Consider the following 23753-nt stretch of genomic DNA (forward strand, 5'->3'; position numbering starts at 1 on the left):
ATCTCGTCGATCTCGGCGGTGTGGATGGTCGCGCCGGCGCACGCCACGACGGATGTCCTGCTGGCGCCCGGTCAGGTGGTCCGCATCGGCCCTACCGCGGGAACCGGAACGCCGACAAGCGATTACGGCATCGGTGCGACCGATCTGTGTGAGTTCATGGAGTTCCCCACCGAACTGCTGCAGGTCTGTGGCGACAGCTTCGCGGGCCAAGGGGTGGGTTTCGGGGGATGGTTCTCGCCGATCGCGCTGCACGTCGACCGATCGTCGCTCGACGCCCCGGAGGGAGTCCGCTACACCGGGGTGACCGGCATCGGCAGGCCGCTGCTGGCGGAGGCGACGCCACCCGGATCGTCGCAGCTGCCGTCGGGTGTGGTGGAGATCAACCGGCAGAACTACATGCTGGTCACCGTCACCACCCGGTTGGTTCCCGGTGAGTCGCGTCTGGTGAAAGCCGAAGCCGCACAGACTGGTTGGAAGACCATCCCGGGCTCCGCCCGACCCGCCGACTACGCCGACCGCCGCCAGTCCCAGATCAGCGGCTACTACGACAGGATTCCGACGCCGGATTCCCCGACCGGCTGGGTGTACATCGTCGCCAACAGTTTCGATCGAACCCAGCCCGTGACGCTGTACCGGGTGCCGCCCGGTGATTTCACCGATCGCGCTAAGTGGCAGGGCTTTTCGGCTCTTCCGGGAGCAGACGGCGGGTGGGGCAAGCCGCCGACCCCGCTGTGGGGTGGCCAGGTGGGGGAGATGAGCGTGCGCCAACTCGACGGCATGACGGTGCTGTCGTACTTCAACGCCACGACGGGAAACATGGAGATCCGGGTGGCCGCGGACCCGACGCAACTGGGCAGCGCACCCGTCACCACCGTCGTGCAGGCATCGGAGTGGCCGGACCGGGCCGAGGATCTGCCGTCCCCAGAGGACAACCGACTGGCCCAGCCCTATGGCGGCTACATCGCGCCGAACTCGACGATCGATGACGTGCGTGTCTTCGTCAGCCAGTGGAACACCGAGTCCCGGGAGCGGGCGCCGTACCGAGTGATCCAGTTCGCGGTGAACCCGTTCAAGCCCGGCTCATAGCCAATGGGTCTTCAGGTGTAGTTCGCACACTGGTTGGCCTGACTTCACAGGATCCTCCTAACTGGCGTCTAACCTGCGCTGTGCTCAGGCGGAGGATGATTCCCGGTATGAGTGAAACGCCTGCGTCGTCGAACGACCCCACCGGACCCCTCAGTGCCGAACCGCTGACGCCCGCGACGCCGGCCGTCGTCGAGCACAAGCCGAATCGGCTCTACCAGGTCGCCGCTTGGGTGGCGATCGTCGCCGGGACGCTGTTCATCGTCGCCGTCGTGTTCTTCTCCGGCTTCATCATCGGTGGGCACTCCGACGGTGGGCAGGGCCACTTCAGGCACCACGGCGACATGATGTTCGATCGCGGCGGGCCGATGGGCCCGATGGGCCCCGGAATGCGGCCCGGTGGACCTGGCGGACCTGGTGGCCCCGGCGGACCCGAGCAGGGGCACCGCTGGCCGGGTCCGGGCAACTTCGGTCCGGGCCAGATGCCGCCGCCTCCGCAGCCGACTCAGCCCGCGCAACCCACAACGCCTCAGCGCTGACCCCTCGACCCACAGCATCCACCTGCCCCCATGCAGGTGGATGTTGTGTTTTGTGGGTACATCCGTCACGAGCGGCCGACCTTGTACAACGAAGGCCGGTGATTCTCGTACAGACGCCCCGCAAGCGGGGACCCCAGCACGCTCGCGGGGGAGAAGGAATTCCTGGCATGATCGGAATTCGGCAGAAACGGACAGGAGTGCACGAATGAGCATCGATGTCGTCTACACCGCAGAATCGACCGCGAGCGGCGGAGGCCGCGACGGTCACGTGAAGTCCGCCGACGGGAAGATCGACCTGGACACCCGACCGCCCAAGGAGATGGGCGGCAGCGGCGAGGGGGTCAACCCTGAACTGCTCTTCTCGGCCGGCTACTCGGCGTGCTTCCTCGGGGCCCTGAGGCTGGTGGCCCGCAACGAGAAGATCGCGATCGACGATGCCAGCGGCATCACCGCGAAGATCGGGTTCGGCAAGGATTCCGACGGCGGATTCGGCCTGACCGCCGAACTCATCGGCTATCTGCCCGGCCTCGAGCAGGCCACCGCCGACGACCTGATGCAGAAGGCGCACCAGGTGTGTCCGTACTCCAAGGCCACCCGGGGCAACATCGACGTGACGCTGCTGGCGAAGGTGTGAGCGTGCGGCGGGCGTCGGCCGTGGCGGCTGCCGCGACCGTGGGGTGCGCGGCCGTGTTCGCGGCACCCGCGCAGGCCCGCCCGTCGGACCCCGGCGTGGTGAACTACGCGGTGCTGGGCAAGGGCTCGGTGAGCAATATCGTCGGCGGCCGGATCACAGAAGAAACGCTGTTCAGCTACCCCTTCCAGGCGTTCTCCGTCGACCTCCCGGCCTGCAACAACTGGGCCGACATCGGCCTGCCCGAGGTGTACAACGACCCCGATCTCGCGTCGTTCAACGGAGCGACGGCCCAGACGTCGCCCACCGACGACACACACTTCGTCAAACAGGCCATCGGGGTGTTCGCGACCAACGATGCCGCGCAACGGGCGTACCGCAGGGTTATGGACCGCACGGCGGGGTGTCACGACCAGACGGCGACGATGCGGTTGGACAACGGCGTGACGCAGGTGTGGTCCTTCGCCGGAGGTTCGGTGGGCCCCGCCGAGGCGGCCTGGGTCAAGCAGGAGGCCGGGTCGGACCGGCGCTGCTTCACCCAGACTCGACTGCGGGAGAACGTACTTCTACAGGCGAAAGTCTGTCAGTCGGGCAACGGGGGCCCGGCGGTGAATGTGCTGGCAGGAGCGATGCAGAACGCCTTGGGCCAGTACTGACCAAGAAGAGGGCGGGAGTTTGTCGGTGGTCTCCACCAAGATGTACTTATGACGTTCGTCGTCACCGACGAGCAGCACGGCGTGCGCGAACTGGCGGGTTCGGCGGACGCCGCGCGGCACATTGCTGCGACCAGCCTGATCGACGGCCCCACGGGCCGCGTGGGCATCGAGATCGAGGCACACTGCATCGATCTGACTGACCCGATGCGTCGGCCCTCGTGGACGGAGATCCAGCAGGTCATCGCGGGTCTGTCGGCGCTTCCCGGCGGCAGCCGAATCACCGTGGAACCGGGCGGGGCGGTCGAACTGTCGGGTCCACCCGAGGACGGCGCAGTCGCGGCGATCAGCGGGATGCTGGCCGACCGCGCAGTGCTGCAGAACGCCTTCACCGAGGCGGGCCTCGGGCTGCTGCTGCTCGGGGCCGACCCCCTGCGGGAACCCCGTCGGATCAACCCCGGCGCGCGCTACGCGGCGATGGAGCAGTTCTTCACCGCCAGCGGATCGGCTGACGCCTGTGCCGCGATGATGACCTCGACCGCTTCAGTGCAGGTCAACCTCGACGCTGGACCTGAATCGGGCTGGGCTGGAAGGGTTCGGCTGGCTCATGCGTTGGGACCGACGATGATCGCGATCGCCGCCAACTCGCCGCTGTTGAGCGGCCGGTTCACGGGGTGGGCCTCCACCCGTCAGCAGGTGTGGGGCCAGCTGGATTCCGCGCGTTGCGGGCCCGTCCTGGGAGCCAGCGGCGAGGACCCGGCCTCCGACTGGGCGCGGTATGCGTTGAAGGCCCCCGTGATGATGGTGCACGCCCCCGAACCAGTCCCGGTGCTGAAATGGGTGCCGTTCATTGACTGGGCGGACGGCCGGGTGCTGCTGGGCGGGCGCCGCCCCACCACCGCGGACCTCGACTACCACCTGACGACGTTGTTCCCGCCCGTGCGCCCGCGCGGGTGGCTGGAGATCCGCTACCTCGACGTCCTTCCGGACGCGTTGTGGCCCGCGGCCGTGTTCATGCTGACCACACTGCTCGACGAGCCGGAGGCGGCGGCCGTCGCGGCCGAGGCGGTCGCCCCGGTGGCCACAGCCTGGGACACCGCCGCACGCCTCGGCCTGCGCGATCGGCACCTGTACGACGCCGCCGTGGTGTGCGTCGGCCTGGCTGCCGAACGCGCGCCAGCCGAGCTGACTGAGTCGATGGAAGCGCTGGTCGCATTGGTCAGCCAGAGTCGCAGCCCCGCAGACGATGTCGCCGATGCGGTGGTCCGGACCGGCGTCGGCCCCGTGGTCACCCAACTGGCCCGAGGAGTCTCATGAACCGCCGCGAACTGGCCGACGGTCTGATCCGTGCACGGGAGCGGACACTGGCCCTGGTGGATTTCGACGACGATGAACTCCACCGCCAGTACCACCCGCTGATGAGCCCGCTGGTGTGGGACCTCGCGCACATCGGTCAGCAGGAGGAGCTGTGGCTCCTGCGCGGCGGTGATCTTGAGGTGCCCGGACTGCTGGCCCCAAACGTCGAGAACCTCTACGACGCGTTCGAGCACTCCCGGGCCAGTCGCGTCGACCTGCCGCTGATGTCGCCGAAGCAGGCGCACTCCTACCTGAATACGGTGCGGGACAGGGCGTTCGATGCACTCGATGCGCTGCATGACGAGGATCCCGGTTTTGTGTTCGGCCTCGTCGTCAGCCACGAGAACCAGCACGGCGAGACCATGCTGCAGGCGCTGAACCTGCGTGCCGGCGCACCGATCCTCGACGCGGGTGCCCGGCTGCCCCAGGGGCGGCCCGACGTCGCAGGCAGCGATGTTGTGGTGCCGGGTGGACCTTTCGTGCTCGGTGTCGACGCGAAGGGCGAACCGTACTCCTTGGACAACGAGCGTCCGGCGCACGTCGTCGACGTCCCGGCCTTCCGGATCGGCCGGGTGCCGGTGACCAACCGCGAGTGGCGCCAGTTCATCGACGACGGCGGGTACCGCGAGCGGCGCTGGTGGTCGGACCGGGGATGGGCGCACCGCAACGAGACCGAACTGGTTGCGCCGCAGTTCTGGAACCCGGACGGCACCCGCACCAGATTCGGCCACGTCGAGACCATCCCGGACGGCGAACCGGTCCAGCACGTCACGTATTTCGAGGCCGAGGCGTACGCCGCCTGGGCGGGCGCCCGCCTGCCCACCGAGGTCGAGTGGGAGAAGGCGTGTGCGTGGGATCCCCACACGCAGCGACGGCGCAGGTTCCCCTGGGGCGACACGGCTCCTGATGCCACGCGGGCCAACCTCGGCGGTACGGCACGCCGGCCGGCGGAGGTGGGTGCCTATCCGGACGGTGCCTCGGCGTATGGCGTCGAGCAGATGCTCGGCGACGTGTGGGAGTGGACCAGTTCGGCGCTGCGCCCCTGGCCCGGCTTCACGCCGATGATCTACGAGCGCTACACCCAGCCCTTCTTCGACGGCGACTACCGCGTGCTGCGCGGTGGCTCGTGGGCGGTGTCCGCAGACATTCTGCGGCCCAGTTTCCGCAACTGGGACCACCCGATCCGGCGGCAGATCTTCTCCGGCCTCCGCCTGGCCTGGGACATCTGATGTGCCGTCATCTGGGTTGGCTCGGCGCGCCGGTATCGGTGGCCTCGTTGGTCCTTGATCCGCCCAACAGCCTTCTGGTGCAGTCGTATTCACCGCGGCGGCAGAAACACGGGCTGATGAACGCCGACGGGTGGGGAGTGGGTTTCTACTCGGCGGATCTGCCCGACGGGCGTCCGGCGCGCTGGCGCAGTGCCGCACCGATCTGGGGGGACGCGTCGCTGGCGTCCGTGGCGCCCGCCCTGGTGAGCGGATGCGTGCTGGCCGCGGTGCGGTCGGCCACGGTCGGCATGCCGATCGAGTCCACCGCCTCGGCACCCTTCACCGACGGGACCGCACTGCTGTCCCACAACGGCATCGTCAACCGGGCCGTGCTTCCCCTGGCCCCGGACGCCGAGTCGACGGTCGACAGCGCGATCCTGGCGGCCCACATCTTCGCGCGTGGCCTGGACAACCTCGGCGACACCGTGGCCGCCGTCGGCGCCGAGGATCCGAATGCGCGCCTGAACATCCTGGTCGCCGACGGCACTCGACTGCTGGCCACCGCATGGGGCGACACCCTGTCGGTGCTGCGTCGCCCCGACGGCGTCGTCCTCGCCAGCGAACCCTACGATGACCACCCGGACTGGGAGGACATCCCGGACCGTCACCTCGTCGAGGTCAGCGCGACAGGCGTGACACTGACCGCCCTGAAAGGACTGTGACGGTGCTGCTCTCCAATCTGCTTCCCGCCGACCACGCCGCCCGCGAACTGCGCAACGATGTCCGCGACGGTGTGACCACTACGCCGAAATCGCTGCCGCCCAAATGGTTTTACGATGCCGAGGGTAGTGCGCTGTTCGACCAGATCACCCGTCTGCCGGAGTACTACCCGACCCGGGCTGAGGCCGCGATTCTGGCCGAGCGCGCGGGTGAGATCGCCGAGGCCAGCGGGGCCGACACTCTCGTCGAGCTGGGCAGTGGCACGTCGGAGAAGACCCGAAGGCTGCTCGACGCGCTGCGAGCGCAGGGGACGCTGCGACGATTCGTGCCGTTCGACGTGGACGCCTCGGTGCTGGCTCAGGCCGGCGCCGAACTGCAGCGTGACTACCCGGGCCTCGACATCGACGCGGTGTGTGGGGACTTCGAACGTCACCTTGGTGAGATCCCCACCGGCGGAACACGGCTCATCGCATTCCTGGGCTCCACGATCGGCAACCTGACTCCCGGACCGCGATCCGCTTTCCTGTCGGCGTTGGCCGAGGCCCTGGATCCGGGCGACATGCTGCTGCTGGGCACCGACCTGGTCAAGGACACCGACCGCCTGGTCCGGGCCTACGACGACAGCGCCGGTGTCACGGCGGCGTTCAACCGCAACGTGCTGTCCGTGATCAACCGGGAACTGCACGCCGATTTCGACCTCACTGCCTTCGAGCATGTCGCCAGATGGAATTCGACCGACCAGCGGATCGAGATGTGGCTGCGTTCCTCCTCCCGCCAGCGTGTCGTGATCGCGGATCTGGGCCTGACCGTCGACTTCGGCGTCGGTGAGGAGATGCTCACCGAGGTGTCCTGCAAGTTCACCGAGGCGGGCATCGGCGAGGAACTGGCCGCCGTGGGCCTTCGTCGCACCCACTGGTGGACCGACCCGGCCGGTGATTTCGGGCTGTCCCTGGCGGTCAGATGATCGCCGACGCTGTGCTGGCCGAGAAGTGGCGCGCGGCCAGGCCCCCGATGGCCGGAGTGCACGTGGACTCGGCGGCGTGTTCGCGGCAGTCCTTCGCGGTGCTTGATGCCACGGCGCAGCATGCCCGGCACGAAGCCGAGGTTGGCGGGTATGTGGCTGCGCTGGCCGCCGTGCCGGCCCTGGACGCGGGGCGCGCGGCCATCGCGACGCTGACGGGCTTGTCGTCCGCCGACGTCGCGTTCACCACCAGCGCGCAGCACTCCCTGGATCTGCTGCTCGGCGCTTGGACGGGTGAGCGCAGCGTGGCATGTGTGCCCGGTGAGTTCGGGCCCAATCTCGCGGTGATGGCCGCGCACGACTTCGACGTCCGGGCGTTGCCGGTCGACGACGACGGCCGCGTCCGCGTCGACGACCTCACCTCGTTCCTGCGCGCCGACAGGCCGGGACTGGTGCACCTGACCGGAGTTCCCAGCCACCGCGGCATCGCCCAACCAGTGCGGGACATCGCGCAGGTGTGCGACGACGTCGGCGTTCCCCTGGTGCTCGACGCCGCACAGGCCCTGGGGCAGTTGGACTGCGCTGTCGGCGCGTCCGCCGTGTACTCGACGTCGCGCAAGTGGATGGCCGGCCCCCGCGGCGTGGGATTCGTGGCGGTTCGGCCGGACTTCGCCGAGCGCCTGGCTCGCCGGGTGCCGCCCGTGGAGTGGGGCGTGGCGCTCTCGGTGCTGCAGAGCTTCGAATACGTCGAGGCGAACATCGCTGCGCGGCTGGGCTTCTCGGTTGCCCTGGGTGAGCATCTGGCCGCGGGCCCAGAAACCGTACGGGCAGCGTTGGCGGCAGTGGGCCGTGCCACCCGGGAGCGGCTGGACTCTGTGGCGGGCTGGCGGGTGGTCGAGGCGTCCGAGGACCCCACGGCCATCACGACGCTGATCCCGCCCGACGGGCTCGACCCCGCCGCGGTGCGCACCGCACTGATCGCCGAGCACGGTGTGGTCACCACCGCGGCCGAAATCGCCAGGGCACCATTTGAATTAACCACACCGGTGCTGCGTGTCGCGCCCCATGTCGATGTGTCCGCGCAGGACCTGGACCATGTGGCGGATGCCCTGCTCAGCGTGAGTACACGGCAGACTTCTTGAGGCCGGACGCCATCACGAGTCCCGCCATCACCGCGGCGCCCAGAAGAAGCGCCGCGACGTCGCCCCACAGATGACCCATGTGATGTCCGTCGTCGCCGAAGGACTGCACGGCCATGACCCCGGCGTGCACGACGCTGGACCACACGGCGAACCAGATCACACTCAGGTTGGCCTCGGGACGCCGCGCCGCAATCCAGAGGAACACGCCCAGCGTCACATACAGGCCGACGATCATCATGAAGTAGTTGGACGTGTAGGGCGGGCCGGGGTGCCAGGCCCATCCCGATGGCCAGACCACCGCCAGTGGATAGAGAAGGATCATCGCTGCGCCGAAGACGACGAGTGCGATCTGAAGAAGTCGGTAACTTCGTGACGTTGCCATGGTGACCCCCTTCACCGGCGGCGGCGCTACTCCTTGTGTGCGCTCAACAGGAACGCCGGAAACTTGAGGCGGCCCTTGGCGTCGCGGGGATGCGGCGGGGCGGGCACACCCGGGATCTGCAGATCGTTGGCGTGGATGAACGCCGGGCGCACGTCATCGATCACCCAGTATCTGCCGACGGCTTCGCGCAACTCGTCTTCGTCGACCTCATTGGGCTTGACCTCGAGATCGGGCGGGAACGCACCCTTGGCGAAGACCAGGATGTAGTAGTGGGCACCGGGGGCGGCAGCGCGGAACACCGACCGCTGATAGCCGTCGCGACCCTCCACCGGCAGCGAGTGGAACAGCGTGCTGTCGAGGATGGTGTTGAACTGCTCGTCGAACCCGGTGAATGTCGTGATGTCGGCCTCGACGAATGTCGCTGTGGTCAACCCTCGTTCCTCGGCCGCCCGGCGCGCCGCGGCCACAGCCGTGGGCACCAGATCGATGCCGACGACGGTGAACCCCTTGGCCGCCAGTGCCAGTGACAACTCGGCGTGCCCGCACCCGGCGTCCAGCACGGTACCCGTGACTTTGCCGTCGTCGATCAGCGCCGTGAGTTCAGGTTGCGGCTCCCCGATGTTCCACGGCGGCGGACCCTCGAACTTGCCCTCGCCCCGGTATGCGTCGTCCCAGTCCATGACGTCAGAACTCATGACGGTCACGGTACGCCCGCGAGCTGACAGGTGTTTGTGGGTCTGTCAGTCACAGGCGGCAGCGACGCTCTCGGCGGCGTCGTCGATTTGGTTCTCCTGGCCGTCCATCTCGGGATCGCTGGCCGCACCGTGCCCGGCCGAATACTCCAGCAGCGCGCCGGTGTAACTACGGATCGCCTGCGCGACGTTGGTCGGGGTGTTGGGTGGGATCAGGCTTTCGAGTTGGGCGGCGATCGCGCTCTCGGCCTGCGTGAACCGATTGGTGGCCGCCTTCACGGCCCGGTCGCCCCATTGCCAATGGGGTCCGCTGACGACAGGCAGCCATTCGGCGTAGGCCTGCTCCCATTGGCGGCTGGCCACTCGATAGGCGTTGCAGGCCTGATCGCGGGCCTGCTCCTCGGTGAGAGTGTGCGACACATTCACCTCGGGCCGATGCTGCGCGGTGATCAGCCCGGACATCACCCACCCCGCCAGCGCGGAGACCACCACAAGCACGAGCAGGCCCGCGGAGAGCAGCAGCCAGTGCCGATGCTGCGAACCGTAGGGCGTCTCATCACGGGTCACGCCGCGGGACCGTCCCACGAGTGCACAGGCTCATTGCTGTGCATGCGCTCGCAGTACAGGCGCAGCATGTCGGCCAGGGCCTGCGGCCGTGTCAGCCCGCGTTCCTGCAGTGCGTGCACGGTGCCCACCTGCCAGGCCGCACCCGTGCGACCGGACTTGGCGCGGTGCTCGATGACACCGAGGTAGCGGTCCCGAACCTCCCCGGCCACGCCGCGGCGCTGCAGGCCCTCGTGTGCCAGTGGCAGCAGGTGGCGCAGCACCAGTTCCTGCGGCGTCACGGCGCCCAGTCCCGGCCAGTACAGTTCGGCCTCCATCCCGTACCGGGCCGCGTTGTGGAAATTGTGTTCTGCCGCAGCGAAACTCATCTTGGTCCAGACTGGGCGATCGTCGTCGGAGAGCATGCGCATCATTCCGTGGTAGAACGCCGCGTTGGCCATCATGTCGACGACCGTCGGCCCCGCGGGCAGCACGCGGTTCTCCACTCGAAGGTGGGGACGTCCCCCCACGACGTCGTACACCGGGCGGTTCCATCGGTAGACCGTGCCGTTGTGCAGGCGTAGTTCCGACAGCGTCGGGGTGCGACCGGCGGCCAGTTCGGCCTGCGGATCCTCGTCGGACAGTTCGGGCAGCAGGGACGGGAAGAAGCGCACGTTCTCCTCGAACAGATCGAAGATCGAGGTGATCCAGCGCTCCCCGAACCAGACTCGGGGTCGAACGCCCTGCGCTTTGAGTTCCTCTGGGCGGGTGTCGGTGGCCTGCGCGAACAGTTCGATGCGCGTCTCGGCCCACAGCTGGTGGCCGAAGAAGAACGGCGAGTTGGCGCCCAGGGCCAACTGGGGTCCGGCCAGAGCCTGCGCGGCATTCCAGCTGGCGGCGAAGTCGGCCGGGGACACCTGGGAATGCAGTTGCATGCTGGTGCAGGCCGATTCGGGGGCGATGGTCTCGGCGAGCATCGACAACCGCTCCGGTCCGTCGATGTCGATCACGATGTCCTCACCGCGTGCCGTGAAGATCGAATCGTTGAGGGCACGGTAGCGGATCGACTCGCTCATCCAGTCCTGCGCGAGGTGTTCGGGCATCAGGGTCGGCAGGATGCCGATCATCACGATGTGGGCACCGCTTCGGTTGGCCTTCTCCTCTGCCGCGTTGAGACTGGCTCGGACCTCCCCCTCGAGTTCCAGTGCCGAACGTCCCGGCAGTGGTCGCGGCGGGACGTTGAATTCGATGTTGTAGGCGCCCAATTCGGTCTGATAGGCCGGGTCGGCGATCGAGGCGAGCACATCGGTGTTGCTCATCGCGGGCTGATAGTCACCGTCGACGAGGTTGCACTCGATCTCCATGCCGGTCAGGGGCCTGTCGATGTCGAAACTGGACTGCGCCAGCATGGTCTCGAAAACATCCAGGCACAGCTGGACCTTTCGGCGGTACTCCTGGCGATGTGCGCGGGTGTAGTGCGTCGCCTTGACCTCTTCGCCCACACCGCGATGCTAGCCACGCTCCGGCGTCTAGGGCGGAGTTCGCGCAGAGTCGTCAGCCCGCACCCCCTGCTCCTTGAATCGCGTTTCGGAGCGCGAGATTGCCGAAGCGTGGCGGACTTGCTCAGAAACCGTTCCGAATATTAACGCCGGAGTCTATATTTTCATTGCTTCTTCAAGCATTTTCCCGTCGACCACCGGAAAGGTTTCGCGCATGGGTCAAGAGCCGACGATGTCGCCGCACTCCCAAACACGTTCAGGGAAGCCGAGAGGTCGCCGTCGCCGGCAGCGTCGCATCGAGCCCTACGCCTGGTTGGGCGCGGGTGCGGTCACCTTGGGGGTCGGGGCGGCACTGACCCTCGGCGCCGGAGTCGCCTGCGCCGAGACCGACGGGGACTCCGCGTCAGCGCCGTCGGCACAGCGTGGCGGCGACGCCTCCGGCTCGACCGCCGACCGCACGCGCAGCAGGGCGAACAGACTGTTCACCGCCGGGCCCGCCCCCGCCGCCGGTGACTCCGGGGTGTCCAACCGCATCGCGAACAGGGCTGCCGCTCTGGAGAAGTCGGCATCGAAGTCGGACGACGACTCCGTACCCGCTTCGGCGAAGCGGTCGACCGCACGGCCGACTCGCCTCGCCGATTCCGAGATGTCCAGCCGGATAGCGAAGAGGCTTGCAGCCCTGGAGAAATCGGGTTCGGACTCGGGCGTGGACACTCTCGCCGCATCGGTGAGAGCAACGTCCGTGAATTCCGTTGCCTCACTGCCTGCCCCGGCAGCGGCGCTCAAACCACCAGCCCTGCCGACTCCCGAGGACGTCGTCGGCTTCTTCTTCGGTGATGGCACGGCCACGCGCCCCAACGGCGGCATCATCATCGGCAACGGCTACTCGTGGACCGCCGACACATGCCCCACCGTCGCCTGCAAGGGTGGCAACGGCGGACTGATCGGCAACGGCGGCGCAGGATTCAACGGCGGAAACGGCGGTAACGCCGGGCTGTTCGGCAACGGGGGAGACGGCGGCGCCGGCGTGGCGTGGGTCAACGACGGCGCCGGTGGCCACGGTGGCCGGGCGATCCTGTGGGGCCACGGCGGTGCAGGCGGCGCGGCAACCACCGGTGCGATCGGCGGGCGGGGCGGCACCGCTGGCCTCTTCTACGGCGACGGCGGTGATGGCGGCCGCGGCGGCAACTCGGTGCCGGCGGGCTCCACCGGCGGTCGTGGCGGCAATGGTGGTGACACCGGCCTCTTCTCGTGGTGGGGCGCCGCAGGGAACGGCGGCGCCGGTGGTGCCGCCACGAATGGTGGGGCAGGGGGTGACGGCGGAAGCGGCGGCCTGTTCGCGGTGTTCGCCAATGGCGGTGCCGGCGGCGCGGGCGGTGTCGGACCCCACGGCGGTGCCGGGGGCGACGGCGGCAACGGCGGCCTCTGGTTCGGTGACGGTGGGGACGGCGGCACTGGCGGATACGGCGGTGGTGACGGCGGGAACGGCGGCAGCGTCGGAATGTTCTCTCTGCTCGGAAGGGGCGGTGACGGTGGCAGCGGCGGCTTCGGCCAGATCGGCCGAGTCGGTGTCAACGGTGGCACTCCCGGCGAGCGCGGTGGCGATGGTCTGCCCGGTGGACCCGGCGGAACTGGTGGAAACGGCGGGAACGGCAGTTGGTTCCTCGGCATGGGCGGCGACGGGGGCTCCGGTGGCGCTGGTGGGACCGGCGGCAACGGAGGTAAGGGCGCCAGCGGCACGAGCGTCAGCATCGGTGACGGCGGCGCTGCCGGGGACGGCGGTACGGGCGGCGATGGAGGCGTCGGCGGCGCCCAGGGCGGTGAGGCCGGGGTCGGACGCTACCTCTTCGTGCTCGCGTCGAATGGTCGGGCCGGAACCAGCGGTGCAGGCGGCGCGGGCGGCCAGGGAGGTGTCGGCGGTGAGGGCGGCGACACCACAGACGTCGACGGGCGCGGCGGCGCGGGCGGTGACGGAGGCAGGGGTGGCCGGGGTGGCCCCGGTGGTGCAGCGACCGCGATCTCGGCTGCCGGTGCCGGTGGCGCCGGCGGTCAGGGCGGCACCGCCGGAGGGGGCGGCACCACACGGTCAGGGCTCGGTGGGGCCGCTGGTCTCGGCGGAGAAGGTGGTGACGGCGGCGCCGGTGGCGCCGGGTCGGCCACCCAGGTCAGCGGTGACGGCGGCACCGGTGGTGCTGGCGGGGTCGGCGGAATCGGTGGGGCAGGCACGACCGGCGCCGACGGAGGCACCGGTGGTGACGGCGGCGATGGCGCGGGTGCTGGTGCTGACGGCGGAGCGGGCGTCGGTGACCCCGGCTACGGCGGCGCAGGCGGTGCGGGTGGCGCCGGCGGCACCGGATCGTCGACCGACGGCGATGACGGCGACGACGGCCGCAACGGCTCAGCCGGAACCGGCAACGCCGCGACCGTACAGCGGGCCACCACGCCGGGTGGGCTCTTCGCGGGCCTGGTGGACCAGCTCAACTACATCCTGTTCAACCGGCCGCCCACAGTGGACGCGACCCAGAGCCCTGCGACCGGACCCGACAAGGAGATCTCCGGCGACCTGAATGGCAGCTCCAACAACGGATTCGCCCCCACCTACTCTCTTGGAGAGGGGCCTCGGTACGGCACCGTCGACCTGGACCCGGACACCGGGAAGTACACCTACACGCCGGACTCGACCTTGATCCAGTCCGGGATCACCGACAGCTTCACCGTCGTGATCAACAACGGGTCGAGGGCCAAGCTGCCCGGCCTGTTGGGTGGGGTGCAGCAGTGGCTGCACTCGCTGGCGATCCGGATCGGGCTCGCGTCCCCCGACACCGCGGAGGAGAAGGTCGTGCTGGTGGTGCGCGGTGACGGCATGTACGGCGACCTGAGCAACGCCGTGTACTGGGTGAAACAGAGCTACTTCAACTGTGTGCTGATGGCGTCGGCGATGGCGGTGGCCCAGGTCACCGGCGAACCGACTCCCGCCGAGGCTCTGATGGTGGAGATCGCGAAAACCTCTGACAGCGTGGAGACTCCCGGGCAGAAGATGTATCTGGACGAGAACATCGAAGACGGTGTGGCCGAGGCCGACGCGGTGGTGCTGATGGAGACCAACTTCGGTGTCAAGGCCACCCTCACCAAGTACAACACCGTCGACGACGACGGCAACGTCACCGCGGCGACGCTGGTGGACGGGCAGCGCGCCCTCAGCGATGCCGAGGCGGCGTTGCAGCAGGGCAAGGCCATCATTGCCTTCGTCAACAGTTCCGTGATCTGGAATGCCGCCCACGGTATGGAAGCCTCGGGTACACCGAACTACTTCAACTCCGACCACGCGGTGGTGGTGATCGCAGTCGACCTGAAGAAGGGTCTGGTGTACCTCAACGACAGCGGTCCAGAGTTCGGTCAGGGTATGGCGGTGCCGATCGGCGCCTTCATGAATGCCTGGCAGAGCAACGATTACGAGACGATCGTGGTCGAGAAGGCCGGGGCCCAATCGGGCCCGGTGGCGGCCTGAATCTGGCATGCCGGACGCACCCAGAGTCTCACTCTGGGTGCGTCCGCCGCGCCACCACGATCTGCGGTCCGGTGAGTCCGCCGCGCAACTTGACGTCGATGCTGGGATCCGCGTGCCGGGCCAGTGCCCGCAGCGCCGACGGGCTGTAGCAGCGCAGTGAACTGATCACGCCGTCGTGCACGAAGGGGAGCACAGGCGCCCACGGCAGCATGGTCGCCAGGCGCAGCACATGCAGCGGTGCCGGCGGCCGGGGCAGATCGATGATCAGCAGTTGCCGCCCGACCCGGGTGCCCTCGGCGAAGACCCGTGCGGCCTGCCCGGGCGACAGATGGTGGAACGACAGCGCGAACAGCACCAGGTCGAACGACGCGTCGGGGGCGTCGATGGCCGTCGCATCCATCTGGCGCACCGTGGCACGGGGCCGCGTCCCCAGATCTCCTGCCGCGATCCGGGCGACGGATTCGGGGTTGAGGTCGGTCACGGTCACCTCAGCAGTCGGGTGATCGTCGAGGATCAGCCGGGACACCGCGCCATGTCCGGCACCAAGTTCGAGGATCTTTGGATCGGGTACCGCAGCGACCAACTCCAGGGCCGTATGGGCGAACCGCTGATGGTTGCCGAACACCCGCCCGGTCCAGTCCAGCGCCGAGACCACCTGTCGCTTGACGTGGTCGTCGACATCGTCGCGGTCCAGGTATTCGAGTCGGTTGGTCTGCAGCAGGCGGTCCAGGCACGACGCGTCGAAGCCGCCCCGGGGCATCCGATCAATGTCGGTCATGTCTGCCTGCCTGCGGCCCATGTAGTCCATCATGGACGGTCGGAAGTGAATCCGGAGGAGACACCTTGGCTGACTTTGTGGCGGCGATCGACCAGGGCACCACCAGCACGCGTGCGATGATCTTCGACCACGCCGGGCGTGAGATCGGGAGGCACCAACTCGAACACGAGCAGATCCTGCCGCAGGCGGGGTGGGTCGAACACAATCCCGTGGAGATCTGGGAACGCACGGTTTCGGTGCTGGTGTCGGTGCTCAACAACACCGGGTTGCGGCCCTCTGACCTGGCGGCGCTCGGCATCACCAATCAACGCGAGACCGCACTGGTGTGGGATCGCCGGACGGGACGGCCCTTCTACAACGCGATTGTCTGGCAGGACACCCGCACCGACCGCATAGCGTCGGCGTTGGACCGCGACGGGCGCGGCGACGTCATCCGCACCAAGGCCGGTCTGCCGCCGGCCACGTATTTCTCGGCCGGCAAGGTGCAGTGGATCCTGGAGAACATCGACGGTGTCCGTGAGGCCGCCGAACGCGGCGATGCGCTCTTCGGCACGGCCGACACCTGGGTGCTGTGGAACCTCACCGGCGGTGCCCGCGGCGGCGTGCACGTCACCGACGTCACCAACGCGAGCCGCACCATGCTGATGAACCTGGAGACGCTCGACTGGGACGACGAACTGTTGTCGTTCTTCGGGATTCCCCGGCAGATGCTGCCCAGTATCGAGTCGTCCTCGGTGTCCGAGCCCTACGGCGTGGCCTTCGACAGCGGTCCGATCCGGGCGGAGATCCCGGTGACCGGCATCCTCGGTGACCAGCAGGCCGCGATGGTCGGGCAGGTGTGCCTTTCGGCCGGTGAGGCCAAGAACACCTATGGCACAGGCAATTTCCTGCTGCTCAACACCGGTGAGAAGATCGTGCGCTCGGGCAATGGCCTGCTCACCACGGTGTGCTACCGGTTCGGGGACGCCAAACCTGTGTACGCCCTGGAGGGTTCGATCGCTGTGACGGGTTCGGCGATCCAGTGGCTGCGCGATCAACTGGGGATCATCAGCGGGGCCGCACAGAGTGAGGCGCTGGCCCGGCAGGTGGAGGACAACGGCGGCGTGTATTTCGTGCCGGCATTCTCGGGGCTGTTCGCACCGTATTGGCGTTCGGATGCCCGCGGCGCGATTGTCGGGCTGTCGCGGTTCAACACCAACGCGCATCTGGCTCGCGCTGCGCTGGAGGCGATCTGCTATCAGAGCCGCGATGTCGTAGACGCCATGGAGGCCGACTCCGGCGTGCACCTGGAGGTGCTCAAGGTCGACGGCGGCATCACCGCGAACGAGCTGTGCATGCAGATCCAGTCCGATGTGCTGGGCGTCGATGTGGTGAAACCCGTTGTCGCGGAGACGACTGCGCTCGGTGCGGCCTACGCCGCCGGGTTGGGTATCGGGTTCTGGTCGGATCCCGAAGAGCTGCGAGCCAACTGGCATGAGGACCGCCGCTGGTCACCGGAGTGGACCGATGACCAGCGGGCCAAGGGTTATGCGGGCTGGCAGAAAGCCGTCCAACGGACCCTGGACTGGGTGGACGTGGAGTGATCTGTGGAGTCTCGGCGGCGCTGAGACTCCACAAATCCCTAGTCCTCGCCGAGGATCTGGTAGATCTCGCGCCGGGCGGTGTTGACGATGTCGATGATGCGTTGCTGCTGCTCGGCAGAGGCGGCATGTGTCGACTGCGCGACCGCGGCGGCAAGCTGTCCGAGTGCCGCGCTCAGGTTCATCTGCCCCGGGTCGGCGTCCTCGGTGATCTCGTCCCACGGCGCGGTCTCGATCTTGTCGGCGGCCTCGCGCCCCTGCTCCGTGAGCTCGAAGAGCTTCTTGCTGCCGCCCTGCTCCGCGGCGGCGACGATCAGGCCCTCGTCCTCAAGCATCTGCAGCGTGGGATACACCGAGCCTGGGCTGGGCTTCCACAACTGCTGAGTGCGCTCGGCGATCTCCTGGATCATCTCGTAGCCGTGCATGGGGCGTTCGGCGAGCAGTTTGAGGATCGCGATGCGCACGTCACCGCGCCTGCCGCGTCCGCGGCCGCCTCCGCGACCCCGGCCGCCGGCTCCGAACGCGGGACCGAAGCCCGGTCCGAAGGGCAGAACGTAGCCGCTGAGGCCGCTGGGGCCGTTGAAGCCGGGGCCGAACGGGCCGCCGCGGTGTTCCCGGACGTGATCCCGGAACTCGCGACGGGCCTCGCGGCGGGCGTCGCGGAAATCGCGGCGACCTGCGCCGAAGGGGGGCGGGCCGGCGCCGAGCGGTGATTGGCCGGAACCAAAGGGGCCTTGAGGGGGTGTGAATGGGGTGTTCATAGGTCTTCTCCTGGAAGTGGGTGGGAACGCCTCCCGCGTTCCGATACAGTAACGATATATCGGAAGTGTGTCGCGATGCAACCAGATATTCCGAACGGGAGAGGGCGCGGCCGCTCACGGCGGCTTAGAGTGCGGCCTGGCCCTTCGGAGTCAACAGTCACGCGGCGGCCAGTGTGTGGTCGCTGAGAGGGGTCTAACCTCGGCGAATGGGCGATTTCGGCTTCGACGACCTGGCCCTCCTGGCGGCCATCGGTCTGGTCGGACCGTTGTTGGCCGCCGCCCCGGGTCTCCGATTGCCGGTGATCATTGGAGAACTCGCGGCCGGTCTCGTGATCGGCAACACCGGCCTGCGCGTTCTTGATCCGGATGAGCCGACCTTCGCCATGCTGGCCGCAGTCGGCTTCGCGTTGGTGATGTTCGTCGTCGGCACCCACGTCCCGATCCACGAGATCGGTTTGCGCGGTGCGCTACCCGCAGCGGTCGCGCGCTCCGCACTGATCGGTGTCGTGGCCGCGGGCCTTGCGGTGCTGCTGGACGCGGTCTTCGGGGGCGGTCACATCCTGCTGTTCGCGGTGCTGATGGCGTCCTCGTCGGCGGCGCTGGCACTGCCGTTGATTCAGTCGCTTGAGCTGGACGGGCCACCCGTGCTGTCGGTCACCGCACAGATCGCCATCGCCGACACCGCCGCAATCGTGTTGGTGCCGTTGGTGATCGAGACCGACCGCGCGGTGCGCACGGCAGTGGGAGCCGTGGTGGTCGCGGGCGCGGCCGCAGTGATCTACGGGCTGCTGCGACTGGTGGACCGCCGAAGGCTGCGCCGGTTCCATAAGTACTCCGAACGCCACCGATTCGCCCTTGAACTCCGAATCAGCCTGCTGCTGCTGTTCGCCTTGGCGGCCATCGCCACCACCGCACACGTCTCGACGATGTTGGCGGGTTTCACCCTCGGCTTGGCCGTGGGTGCGGTCGGGCAGCCGCGGCGATTGGCGCGGCAGCTGTTCGGCATCACCGAGGGGTTCTTCGGGCCGGTCTTCTTCGTGTGGCTGGGCGCGTCACTGGATGTGCGCGAACTCGCGCACCATCCCCGGTTGATCGCCCTGGGAGTGGCCCTGGGACTGGGGGCCGTTGCCGCGCATGCCGTTGCGGTCTTTACCGGTCAGCCGCTGACCCTGGCAGTGCTGGCGTCGGGTCAGCTGGGCGTGCCGATTGCGGCGGCCACCCTGGGCACCGAGGACCACCTGCTGGCCCCCGGGGAGCCGGCCGCGCTGATGCTCGGCGCCCTGGTCACGATTGCTGCGGTGTCGATTGCGAATCGCGTGGCGAGGCACCGACGTCGTATCCACGAAACGCCCGGGCCACCAGAACCGCAGCCGTCAGCGTGAGGGCCGCGGCAATGGCCGCGGTCGGTGCGATGCCCGAGTCGAACGCCGTGCGCGCCGAGTCCAGCAGGCGTTCGGCCACCGCCGGCGACACTTCCCGTGCGACGGCCGTGGCCCCGCCGATGCTCTCGGTGGCGTCGGCCGCGGCCTGATCCGACAACTGCGCCGGGACCACGACGTTGGCGCGGTAGAAGGCCGTGAAGATCGTGCCCAGCGTCGCGGTGCCGACGACCGCGCCGAGCTCGTAAGCGGTCTCCGAGACAGCGGACGCCGCACCCGCTTTCGCGGGCGGGACCGAGGCGACGATGGTGTCGTTGGACACCGTCTGCGACACGCCGACACCGAGTTCGAGGATCACGAACGACGCGATCACCGCCGCGATGGTCAGGTCGTGGCGGAACAGCAGGATCAGGCCGAAGCCGGCTGACACCAGCAGCAGGCCCGCCACGATCAGGGTCTGCGGGGCAAAGCGTTTCGCGAGCTTGACCACGCCCATGCCGCCGGCGATCGACATCAGCGCGCCCGGCAGCGTGACCAGTCCGGCCATCAACGGCGACAGTCCGAGCACCAACTGCAGGTGCTGCGAGATGAAGAACAGGAAGCCGATCAAGCCGACGATGGACAGGAAGTTGGCCAGCACCGAGGAACTGAACGGACCGTAGGTGAACAGGCTCATGTCGAGCATCGGTGTACGGCTTCGGTTCTGGCGACGGACGAACCACACCCCCGCTGCGACACCGAGCGCCGCGGCCGCACCGGCGGTCACCGAGAGCCCGTCGTGCGCCGCGCTCTTGACGGCCCACACGATGGGCAGCATCGTGGCGAACGCCAGCGAGATGCTCAGCATGTCCAGTGGGCCCGGATTCGGATCCCGCGACTCAGGAACCAGTTTCGGTGCGAACACCAGAAGCGGCAACAAGATCGGCACCGCAACCAGGAACACCGAACCCCAGTGGAAGTGCTCGAGGAGAACGCCACCCACGATGGGGCCCAACGCGGACCCAGCGGTGAAGCACGAGGCCCAGATCGCAATGGCCAGGCGGCGCGACGAATCCTGGATGAAGATGTTGCGGATCAGCGACAGCGTGGACGGCATCAGCATCGCGCCGAAGACGCCGAGCAGCGCTCGCGCCCCGACGAGGGCATGCGCGCTCGGAGCGAAGGCCGCCGCGGCCGACACCACCGCGAAGCCCGTGGCACCGATCAGCAGCAGGCGGCGCCGTCCGACGCGGTCGCCGAGGCTGCCCATCGGCACCAGCAGAGCCGCGAGCACCAGCGAATAGACGTCGACGATCCACAACTGGGTGGCCGCCGAGGGACGGAAGTCCTCGGCGATCGAGGGCAGCGCGAAGGCCAGCACGGTGTTGTCGATGGCGATCAACAGCACCGGCAGCATCAGCACTGCCAGCGCGAACCACGCGGTGCGTGGAGTGGACTGCGACGACGCCGAAGTGTCCGCCGAATCGAGGCGGGTGGACATGGGAACTACTCCTGAGAACGAAGGCCGGTCAGGCCGAAGGGGAAGAGATGGTGGCCTCGGTGAGGCTGGTCATGATCGCGTCGGCGACCTGGTGGCGTGGCATGCCATCGAACTTCATGGCGTCGAAGCCCGCCCCCAGCAGCGCCCAGAACACGCGCCGGGCCCACCCGGGCGGGATGTTGGGCCGGTCCACCGAGACCCGGTCGAGGATCTCCACGATGGCCTCGTCACCGGTTTCCATGTGGGCCACAAGTTCGGGATCGGACAACACCGTGGGGTCGTTGTAGATGAAGTAGACGAGGGGCCCGATCTCGAGTTGAGACTCGACAACACGCCGCAGCGCAGGCACCGGAGGGCCGCACATGGGTTCGGCCGCGGTGATGGCGTCCGAACTGAGGGCGTGCACGTGCAGTGCGAGGGCCCGGATCAGGTCGGTGCGCTCGGGAAAGTACCTGTGCAGGGTGCTTCGTCCCACCTCGGCGGCGTCGGCGACCTCCGCCAGTGGGGCACCGGGTCGGTCGGACAGCACGGACACCGCGGCGTCGAGGATCGCTCTCCTCGTGCGCGCGCGGGCACCCCGCTCCGACTCATCCATGCATCAGAAAATAGCACAAATGGATCAAAATGGGACAGTGATGTCCCACACTGGGATGCTCAGCTCGCAGGGGTGGGCTCGCAGCCCACGCGGCTCCGCTCGCAGGGGTGGGCGCGCAGCCCGCGCGGCTCCGCTCGCAGGGGTGGGCGCGCAGCCCGCGCCGAGGGCCGACTTGTTTACACCCTCACCTGGGAAAACCCGTCAACAAGTCGACTCTCGGCGACGGGACCGGCGGATCAGGCGGGTGGGACGAAGCCCGTGCTGGGCGGAGGGGCGGGTGCCGGTGCGGGCGCCGGGGGTGGAGTGAAGTCTGCAGCCGCCGGGGGAGTCGGACCCGGGGATGGGCCGAAGGTCGGAGGTGGGGTCGGCGGCGCGAACGCCGGGGGTGGGGTCGCGGGCGCAGACATTGGGGCCACAGGCATCGGGGCCACGGACATCGGTGTCGCTGGGAAGTGCGCCGCCATCGGGAATCCACCCGCAGCGGGTCGGGCGGAGAGCCTGGCCAGTTCGCGACGATGACGCTCGGCCAGCACCGCCGCCAGCATGTACTGCGGCGGTGCGCCCGGCGGCGGTGGCGGCGAGATCTGGGCCGCGACCTCACCGGCGATCCGCGCCGCCATCTGATCGCGCAGCGCCGGTTCGAGTTCGTGTGCGCGGGACAGGAATTGGCGAGCCAACTCGGCCTGCTCGGGCCGCAGCCCGGACAGCTGCAGCGACGAAGCCCACCAGGCCAGCGCCGGCGGCATGGCCGGGGGCGGGGCGAGTTTGGGGCCGCGCTCGCTGATCACGACGGTGCCGGCGAAGATGTCGCCGATGCGCTTGCCCTTCGGCGAGAGCAGGCTGCAGATCACCGCGGGAGCGCCACTGAGCATCCAGATCTCGACGAACCCGGACAGCGCCCGAAACAGCGCCTGCCGGAACCGCTCCGGGCCGCCGTCCTCGGAGACCACTCGCAGGCCCATCGCCATCTTGCCGAGTGTGCGACCGCGGGTGGCCGTCTCGAACACCACGGGATAGCCAACGATGACGAGCACGGTGTAGATGATCAGGACCGCGGCCGACAAGGCGGTGTCGAACTGCAGCAGCGTCATCGCCCACAGCGCCACCCCGGCCACGTAACCCAGCAGCATCACGACGATGTCGATCAGCGCTGCGACCGCGCGCACCGGCAGTTGGGCGATCTGAACGTCGAGGACCACCGCATCGCCGGTGACCACGGCATCCTTTGGCGTTCCGACCATGCCGACGACGCTACTAGAATTCCCCAGGTGGATGTCGACGCGTTCGTGGTGGCCCACCGCCCCACCTGGGATCGGCTTGAGCACCTCACCAAGCGTCGACGGAATCTCTCCGGCGCCGAGGTCGACGAATTGGTGGACCTGTATCAACGGGTCTCCACGCACCTGTCCATGCTGAGGTCCTCGTCGACCGATTCCGCCCTCATCGGGCGCCTTTCGACGCTCGTCGCGCGCGCCCGGTCAGCCGTGACGGGCGCGCACGCCCCACTGTGGAGTGAATTCATCCGGTTCTGGACGGTGTCCTTCCCGGTGGTTGCCTACCGAAGCTGGCGGTGGTGGCTGGGTTCGGCGATCGCCTTCTTCGTCGTGGCGATCGCGATCGGTTTCTGGGTGGCCAGCAATCCCGAGGTTCAGGCGACGATCGGCACACCGTCGGAGATCGCGCAGATGGTGGACCACGACTTCGAGTCGTACTACAGCGAGAACCCCGCGGGTTCCTTCGCGTTGCGGGTCTGGATCAACAACGCCTGGGTGGCCGCGCAGTGCATCGGGTTCGCGGTGGTGCTGGGCCTGCCGATTCCCTATGTGCTGTTCCAGAATGCGCTCAACGTCGGAGTCGCCGGTGGCCTGATGTTCGCCGCGGGCAAGGGCGGCCTGTTCCTGGGTCTGCTCACGCCGCACGGCCTGCTCGAGTTGACCGCGGTGTTTCTGGCGGCCGCCGCGGGCATGCGTCTGGGGTGGTCGGTGATCGCGCCGGGCGACCGTCCCCGTGGTCAGGTGCTGGCCGAACAGGGCCGCGCCGTCGTCTCGGTCGCGGTCGGTCTGGTCGTGGTCCTGCTGATCTCGGGCCTGATAGAGGCACTGGTGACGCCCGCGCCGTTCCCGACGTGGTTGCGCATCACGATCGGGGTGCTCGCCGAGGTCGGATTCCTGGCCTACATCATCTATTTCGGGCGACGGGCGGTCCGGGCCGGCGAGACGGGCGACCTGGCCGACGCGCCGGACGTCGTACCCACCCGGTGACG

Annotated in this window: 23 protein-coding genes; 13 read left to right on the forward strand and 10 right to left on the reverse strand. The window is 68.4% G+C overall.

What is annotated here, in order from left to right; translation table 11 throughout:
* Positions 1 to 24: 24 nt before the first annotated feature.
* From G6N34_RS27070 to egtE, 9 genes are all read left to right on the forward strand, one after another.
* On the forward strand, positions 25 to 1086 hold the full coding sequence (locus G6N34_RS27070; RefSeq protein ID WP_109788610.1) for a DUF4185 domain-containing protein: 1062 nt from the start codon (positions 25 to 27) through the stop codon (positions 1084 to 1086).
* A gap of 107 nt (positions 1087 to 1193) precedes the next feature.
* The gene (locus tag G6N34_RS27075; protein ID WP_085154438.1) at positions 1194 to 1622 is read left to right on the forward strand and encodes a hypothetical protein; all 429 of its coding nucleotides are present in this window, start codon (positions 1194 to 1196) and stop codon (positions 1620 to 1622) included.
* Between the two features lie 205 nt (positions 1623 to 1827).
* Positions 1828 to 2256, forward strand: a complete 429-nt coding sequence (locus G6N34_RS27080) for an organic hydroperoxide resistance protein (protein WP_085154440.1) — start codon at positions 1828 to 1830, stop codon at positions 2254 to 2256.
* A gap of 2 nt (positions 2257 to 2258) precedes the next feature.
* Positions 2259 to 2909: a sensor domain-containing protein gene (locus tag G6N34_RS27085; protein ID WP_234813019.1), complete on the forward strand. Its 651-nt coding sequence runs from the start codon at positions 2259 to 2261 to the stop codon at positions 2907 to 2909.
* A gap of 48 nt (positions 2910 to 2957) precedes the next feature.
* Positions 2958 to 4223, forward strand: coding sequence for an ergothioneine biosynthesis glutamate--cysteine ligase EgtA (gene egtA, locus G6N34_RS27090; RefSeq protein ID WP_085154444.1), 1266 nt, complete (start codon positions 2958 to 2960; stop codon positions 4221 to 4223).
* Positions 4220 to 5491 carry an ergothioneine biosynthesis protein EgtB gene (gene egtB / locus G6N34_RS27095; protein ID WP_085154446.1) on the forward strand — a complete coding sequence of 424 codons (1272 nt, stop codon included), beginning with the start codon at positions 4220 to 4222 and terminating at the stop codon, positions 5489 to 5491. The genes egtA and egtB overlap by 4 nt, the downstream gene beginning before the upstream one ends.
* Complete coding sequence (gene egtC, locus G6N34_RS27100) at positions 5491 to 6192, forward strand: ergothioneine biosynthesis protein EgtC (protein WP_085154448.1); 702 nt, start codon at positions 5491 to 5493, stop codon at positions 6190 to 6192. Before egtB ends, egtC begins: the two co-directional genes overlap by 1 nt.
* The gene (gene egtD, locus G6N34_RS27105) at positions 6189 to 7154 is read left to right on the forward strand and encodes an L-histidine N(alpha)-methyltransferase (RefSeq protein ID WP_085154450.1); all 966 of its coding nucleotides are present in this window, start codon (positions 6189 to 6191) and stop codon (positions 7152 to 7154) included. The genes egtC and egtD overlap by 4 nt, the downstream gene beginning before the upstream one ends.
* Positions 7151 to 8293, forward strand: a complete 1143-nt coding sequence (gene egtE, locus G6N34_RS27110; RefSeq protein ID WP_085154452.1) for an ergothioneine biosynthesis PLP-dependent enzyme EgtE — start codon at positions 7151 to 7153, stop codon at positions 8291 to 8293. The genes egtD and egtE overlap by 4 nt, the downstream gene beginning before the upstream one ends.
* Here egtE and G6N34_RS27115 read toward each other — a convergent pair.
* From G6N34_RS27115 to G6N34_RS27135, 5 genes are all read right to left on the reverse strand, one after another.
* On the reverse strand, positions 8265 to 8675 hold the full coding sequence (locus G6N34_RS27115) for a DUF6632 domain-containing protein (RefSeq protein WP_085154521.1): 411 nt from the start codon (positions 8673 to 8675) through the stop codon (positions 8265 to 8267). The genes egtE and G6N34_RS27115 overlap by 29 nt on opposite strands.
* Before the next feature lie 26 nt (positions 8676 to 8701).
* Positions 8702 to 9370 (reverse strand): class I SAM-dependent methyltransferase, encoded by a 669-nt coding sequence (locus tag G6N34_RS27120; protein ID WP_085154454.1) that lies wholly within the window; start codon positions 9368 to 9370, stop codon positions 8702 to 8704.
* A gap of 45 nt (positions 9371 to 9415) precedes the next feature.
* Entirely contained in the window at positions 9416 to 9934 is a 519-nt protein-coding gene (locus G6N34_RS27125; protein WP_133057805.1) for a hypothetical protein, read from the reverse strand.
* Positions 9931 to 11412, reverse strand: a complete 1482-nt coding sequence (locus G6N34_RS27130) for a glutamate-cysteine ligase family protein (RefSeq protein ID WP_085154458.1) — start codon at positions 11410 to 11412, stop codon at positions 9931 to 9933. Before G6N34_RS27130 ends, G6N34_RS27125 begins: the two co-directional genes overlap by 4 nt.
* Positions 11413 to 11712: 300 nt before the next feature.
* Positions 11713 to 12123, reverse strand: coding sequence for a hypothetical protein (locus tag G6N34_RS27135; RefSeq protein WP_085154460.1), 411 nt, complete (start codon positions 12121 to 12123; stop codon positions 11713 to 11715).
* A 28-nt stretch (positions 12124 to 12151) separates the two neighbouring features.
* Here G6N34_RS27135 and G6N34_RS27140 point away from each other — a divergent pair, with 28 nt between their 5' ends.
* A complete protein-coding gene (locus tag G6N34_RS27140) occupies positions 12152 to 14917 on the forward strand; it encodes an Ig-like domain-containing protein (protein ID WP_163645557.1) in 2766 nt (921 codons plus the stop codon).
* Positions 14918 to 14945: 28 nt separating this feature from the next.
* Here the strand turns inward: G6N34_RS27140 and G6N34_RS27145 are convergent, their stop codons facing one another.
* Positions 14946 to 15725 (reverse strand): class I SAM-dependent methyltransferase, encoded by a 780-nt coding sequence (locus tag G6N34_RS27145; RefSeq protein WP_085154523.1) that lies wholly within the window; start codon positions 15723 to 15725, stop codon positions 14946 to 14948.
* A gap of 35 nt (positions 15726 to 15760) precedes the next feature.
* Here G6N34_RS27145 and glpK point away from each other — a divergent pair, with 35 nt between their 5' ends.
* Complete coding sequence (glpK, locus tag G6N34_RS27150) at positions 15761 to 17278, forward strand: glycerol kinase GlpK (protein WP_085154462.1); 1518 nt, start codon at positions 15761 to 15763, stop codon at positions 17276 to 17278.
* Positions 17279 to 17316: 38 nt separating this feature from the next.
* On the opposite strand, the gene G6N34_RS27155 is transcribed toward glpK, so the two are convergent.
* The gene (locus G6N34_RS27155; protein ID WP_085154464.1) at positions 17317 to 18036 is read right to left on the reverse strand and encodes a PadR family transcriptional regulator; all 720 of its coding nucleotides are present in this window, start codon (positions 18034 to 18036) and stop codon (positions 17317 to 17319) included.
* Positions 18037 to 18242: 206 nt separating this feature from the next.
* Between G6N34_RS27155 and G6N34_RS27160 the strand changes: the two genes are divergently transcribed.
* Positions 18243 to 19418, forward strand: a complete 1176-nt coding sequence (locus G6N34_RS27160) for a cation:proton antiporter (RefSeq protein WP_085154466.1) — start codon at positions 18243 to 18245, stop codon at positions 19416 to 19418.
* Here the strand turns inward: G6N34_RS27160 and lfrA are convergent.
* From lfrA to G6N34_RS27175, 3 genes are all read right to left on the reverse strand, one after another.
* On the reverse strand, positions 19321 to 20895 hold the full coding sequence (lfrA, locus tag G6N34_RS27165) for an efflux MFS transporter LfrA (protein ID WP_085154468.1): 1575 nt from the start codon (positions 20893 to 20895) through the stop codon (positions 19321 to 19323). The two genes, G6N34_RS27160 and lfrA, sit on opposite strands and share 98 nt — an antisense overlap.
* 28 nt (positions 20896 to 20923) lie before the next feature.
* Positions 20924 to 21490, reverse strand: coding sequence for a TetR/AcrR family transcriptional regulator (locus G6N34_RS27170; RefSeq protein WP_085154470.1), 567 nt, complete (start codon positions 21488 to 21490; stop codon positions 20924 to 20926).
* A 236-nt stretch (positions 21491 to 21726) separates the two neighbouring features.
* Entirely contained in the window at positions 21727 to 22731 is a 1005-nt protein-coding gene (locus G6N34_RS27175; RefSeq protein ID WP_163645559.1) for an RDD family protein, read from the reverse strand.
* A gap of 27 nt (positions 22732 to 22758) precedes the next feature.
* Between G6N34_RS27175 and G6N34_RS27180 the strand changes: the two genes are divergently transcribed.
* On the forward strand, positions 22759 to 23751 hold the full coding sequence (locus G6N34_RS27180) for a stage II sporulation protein M (protein WP_085150318.1): 993 nt from the start codon (positions 22759 to 22761) through the stop codon (positions 23749 to 23751).
* Positions 23752 to 23753 lie beyond the last annotated feature (2 nt).

The sequence above is a fragment of the Mycolicibacterium confluentis genome (assembly GCF_010729895.1).
Classification (GTDB): Bacteria; Actinomycetota; Actinomycetes; order Mycobacteriales; family Mycobacteriaceae; genus Mycobacterium; species Mycobacterium confluentis.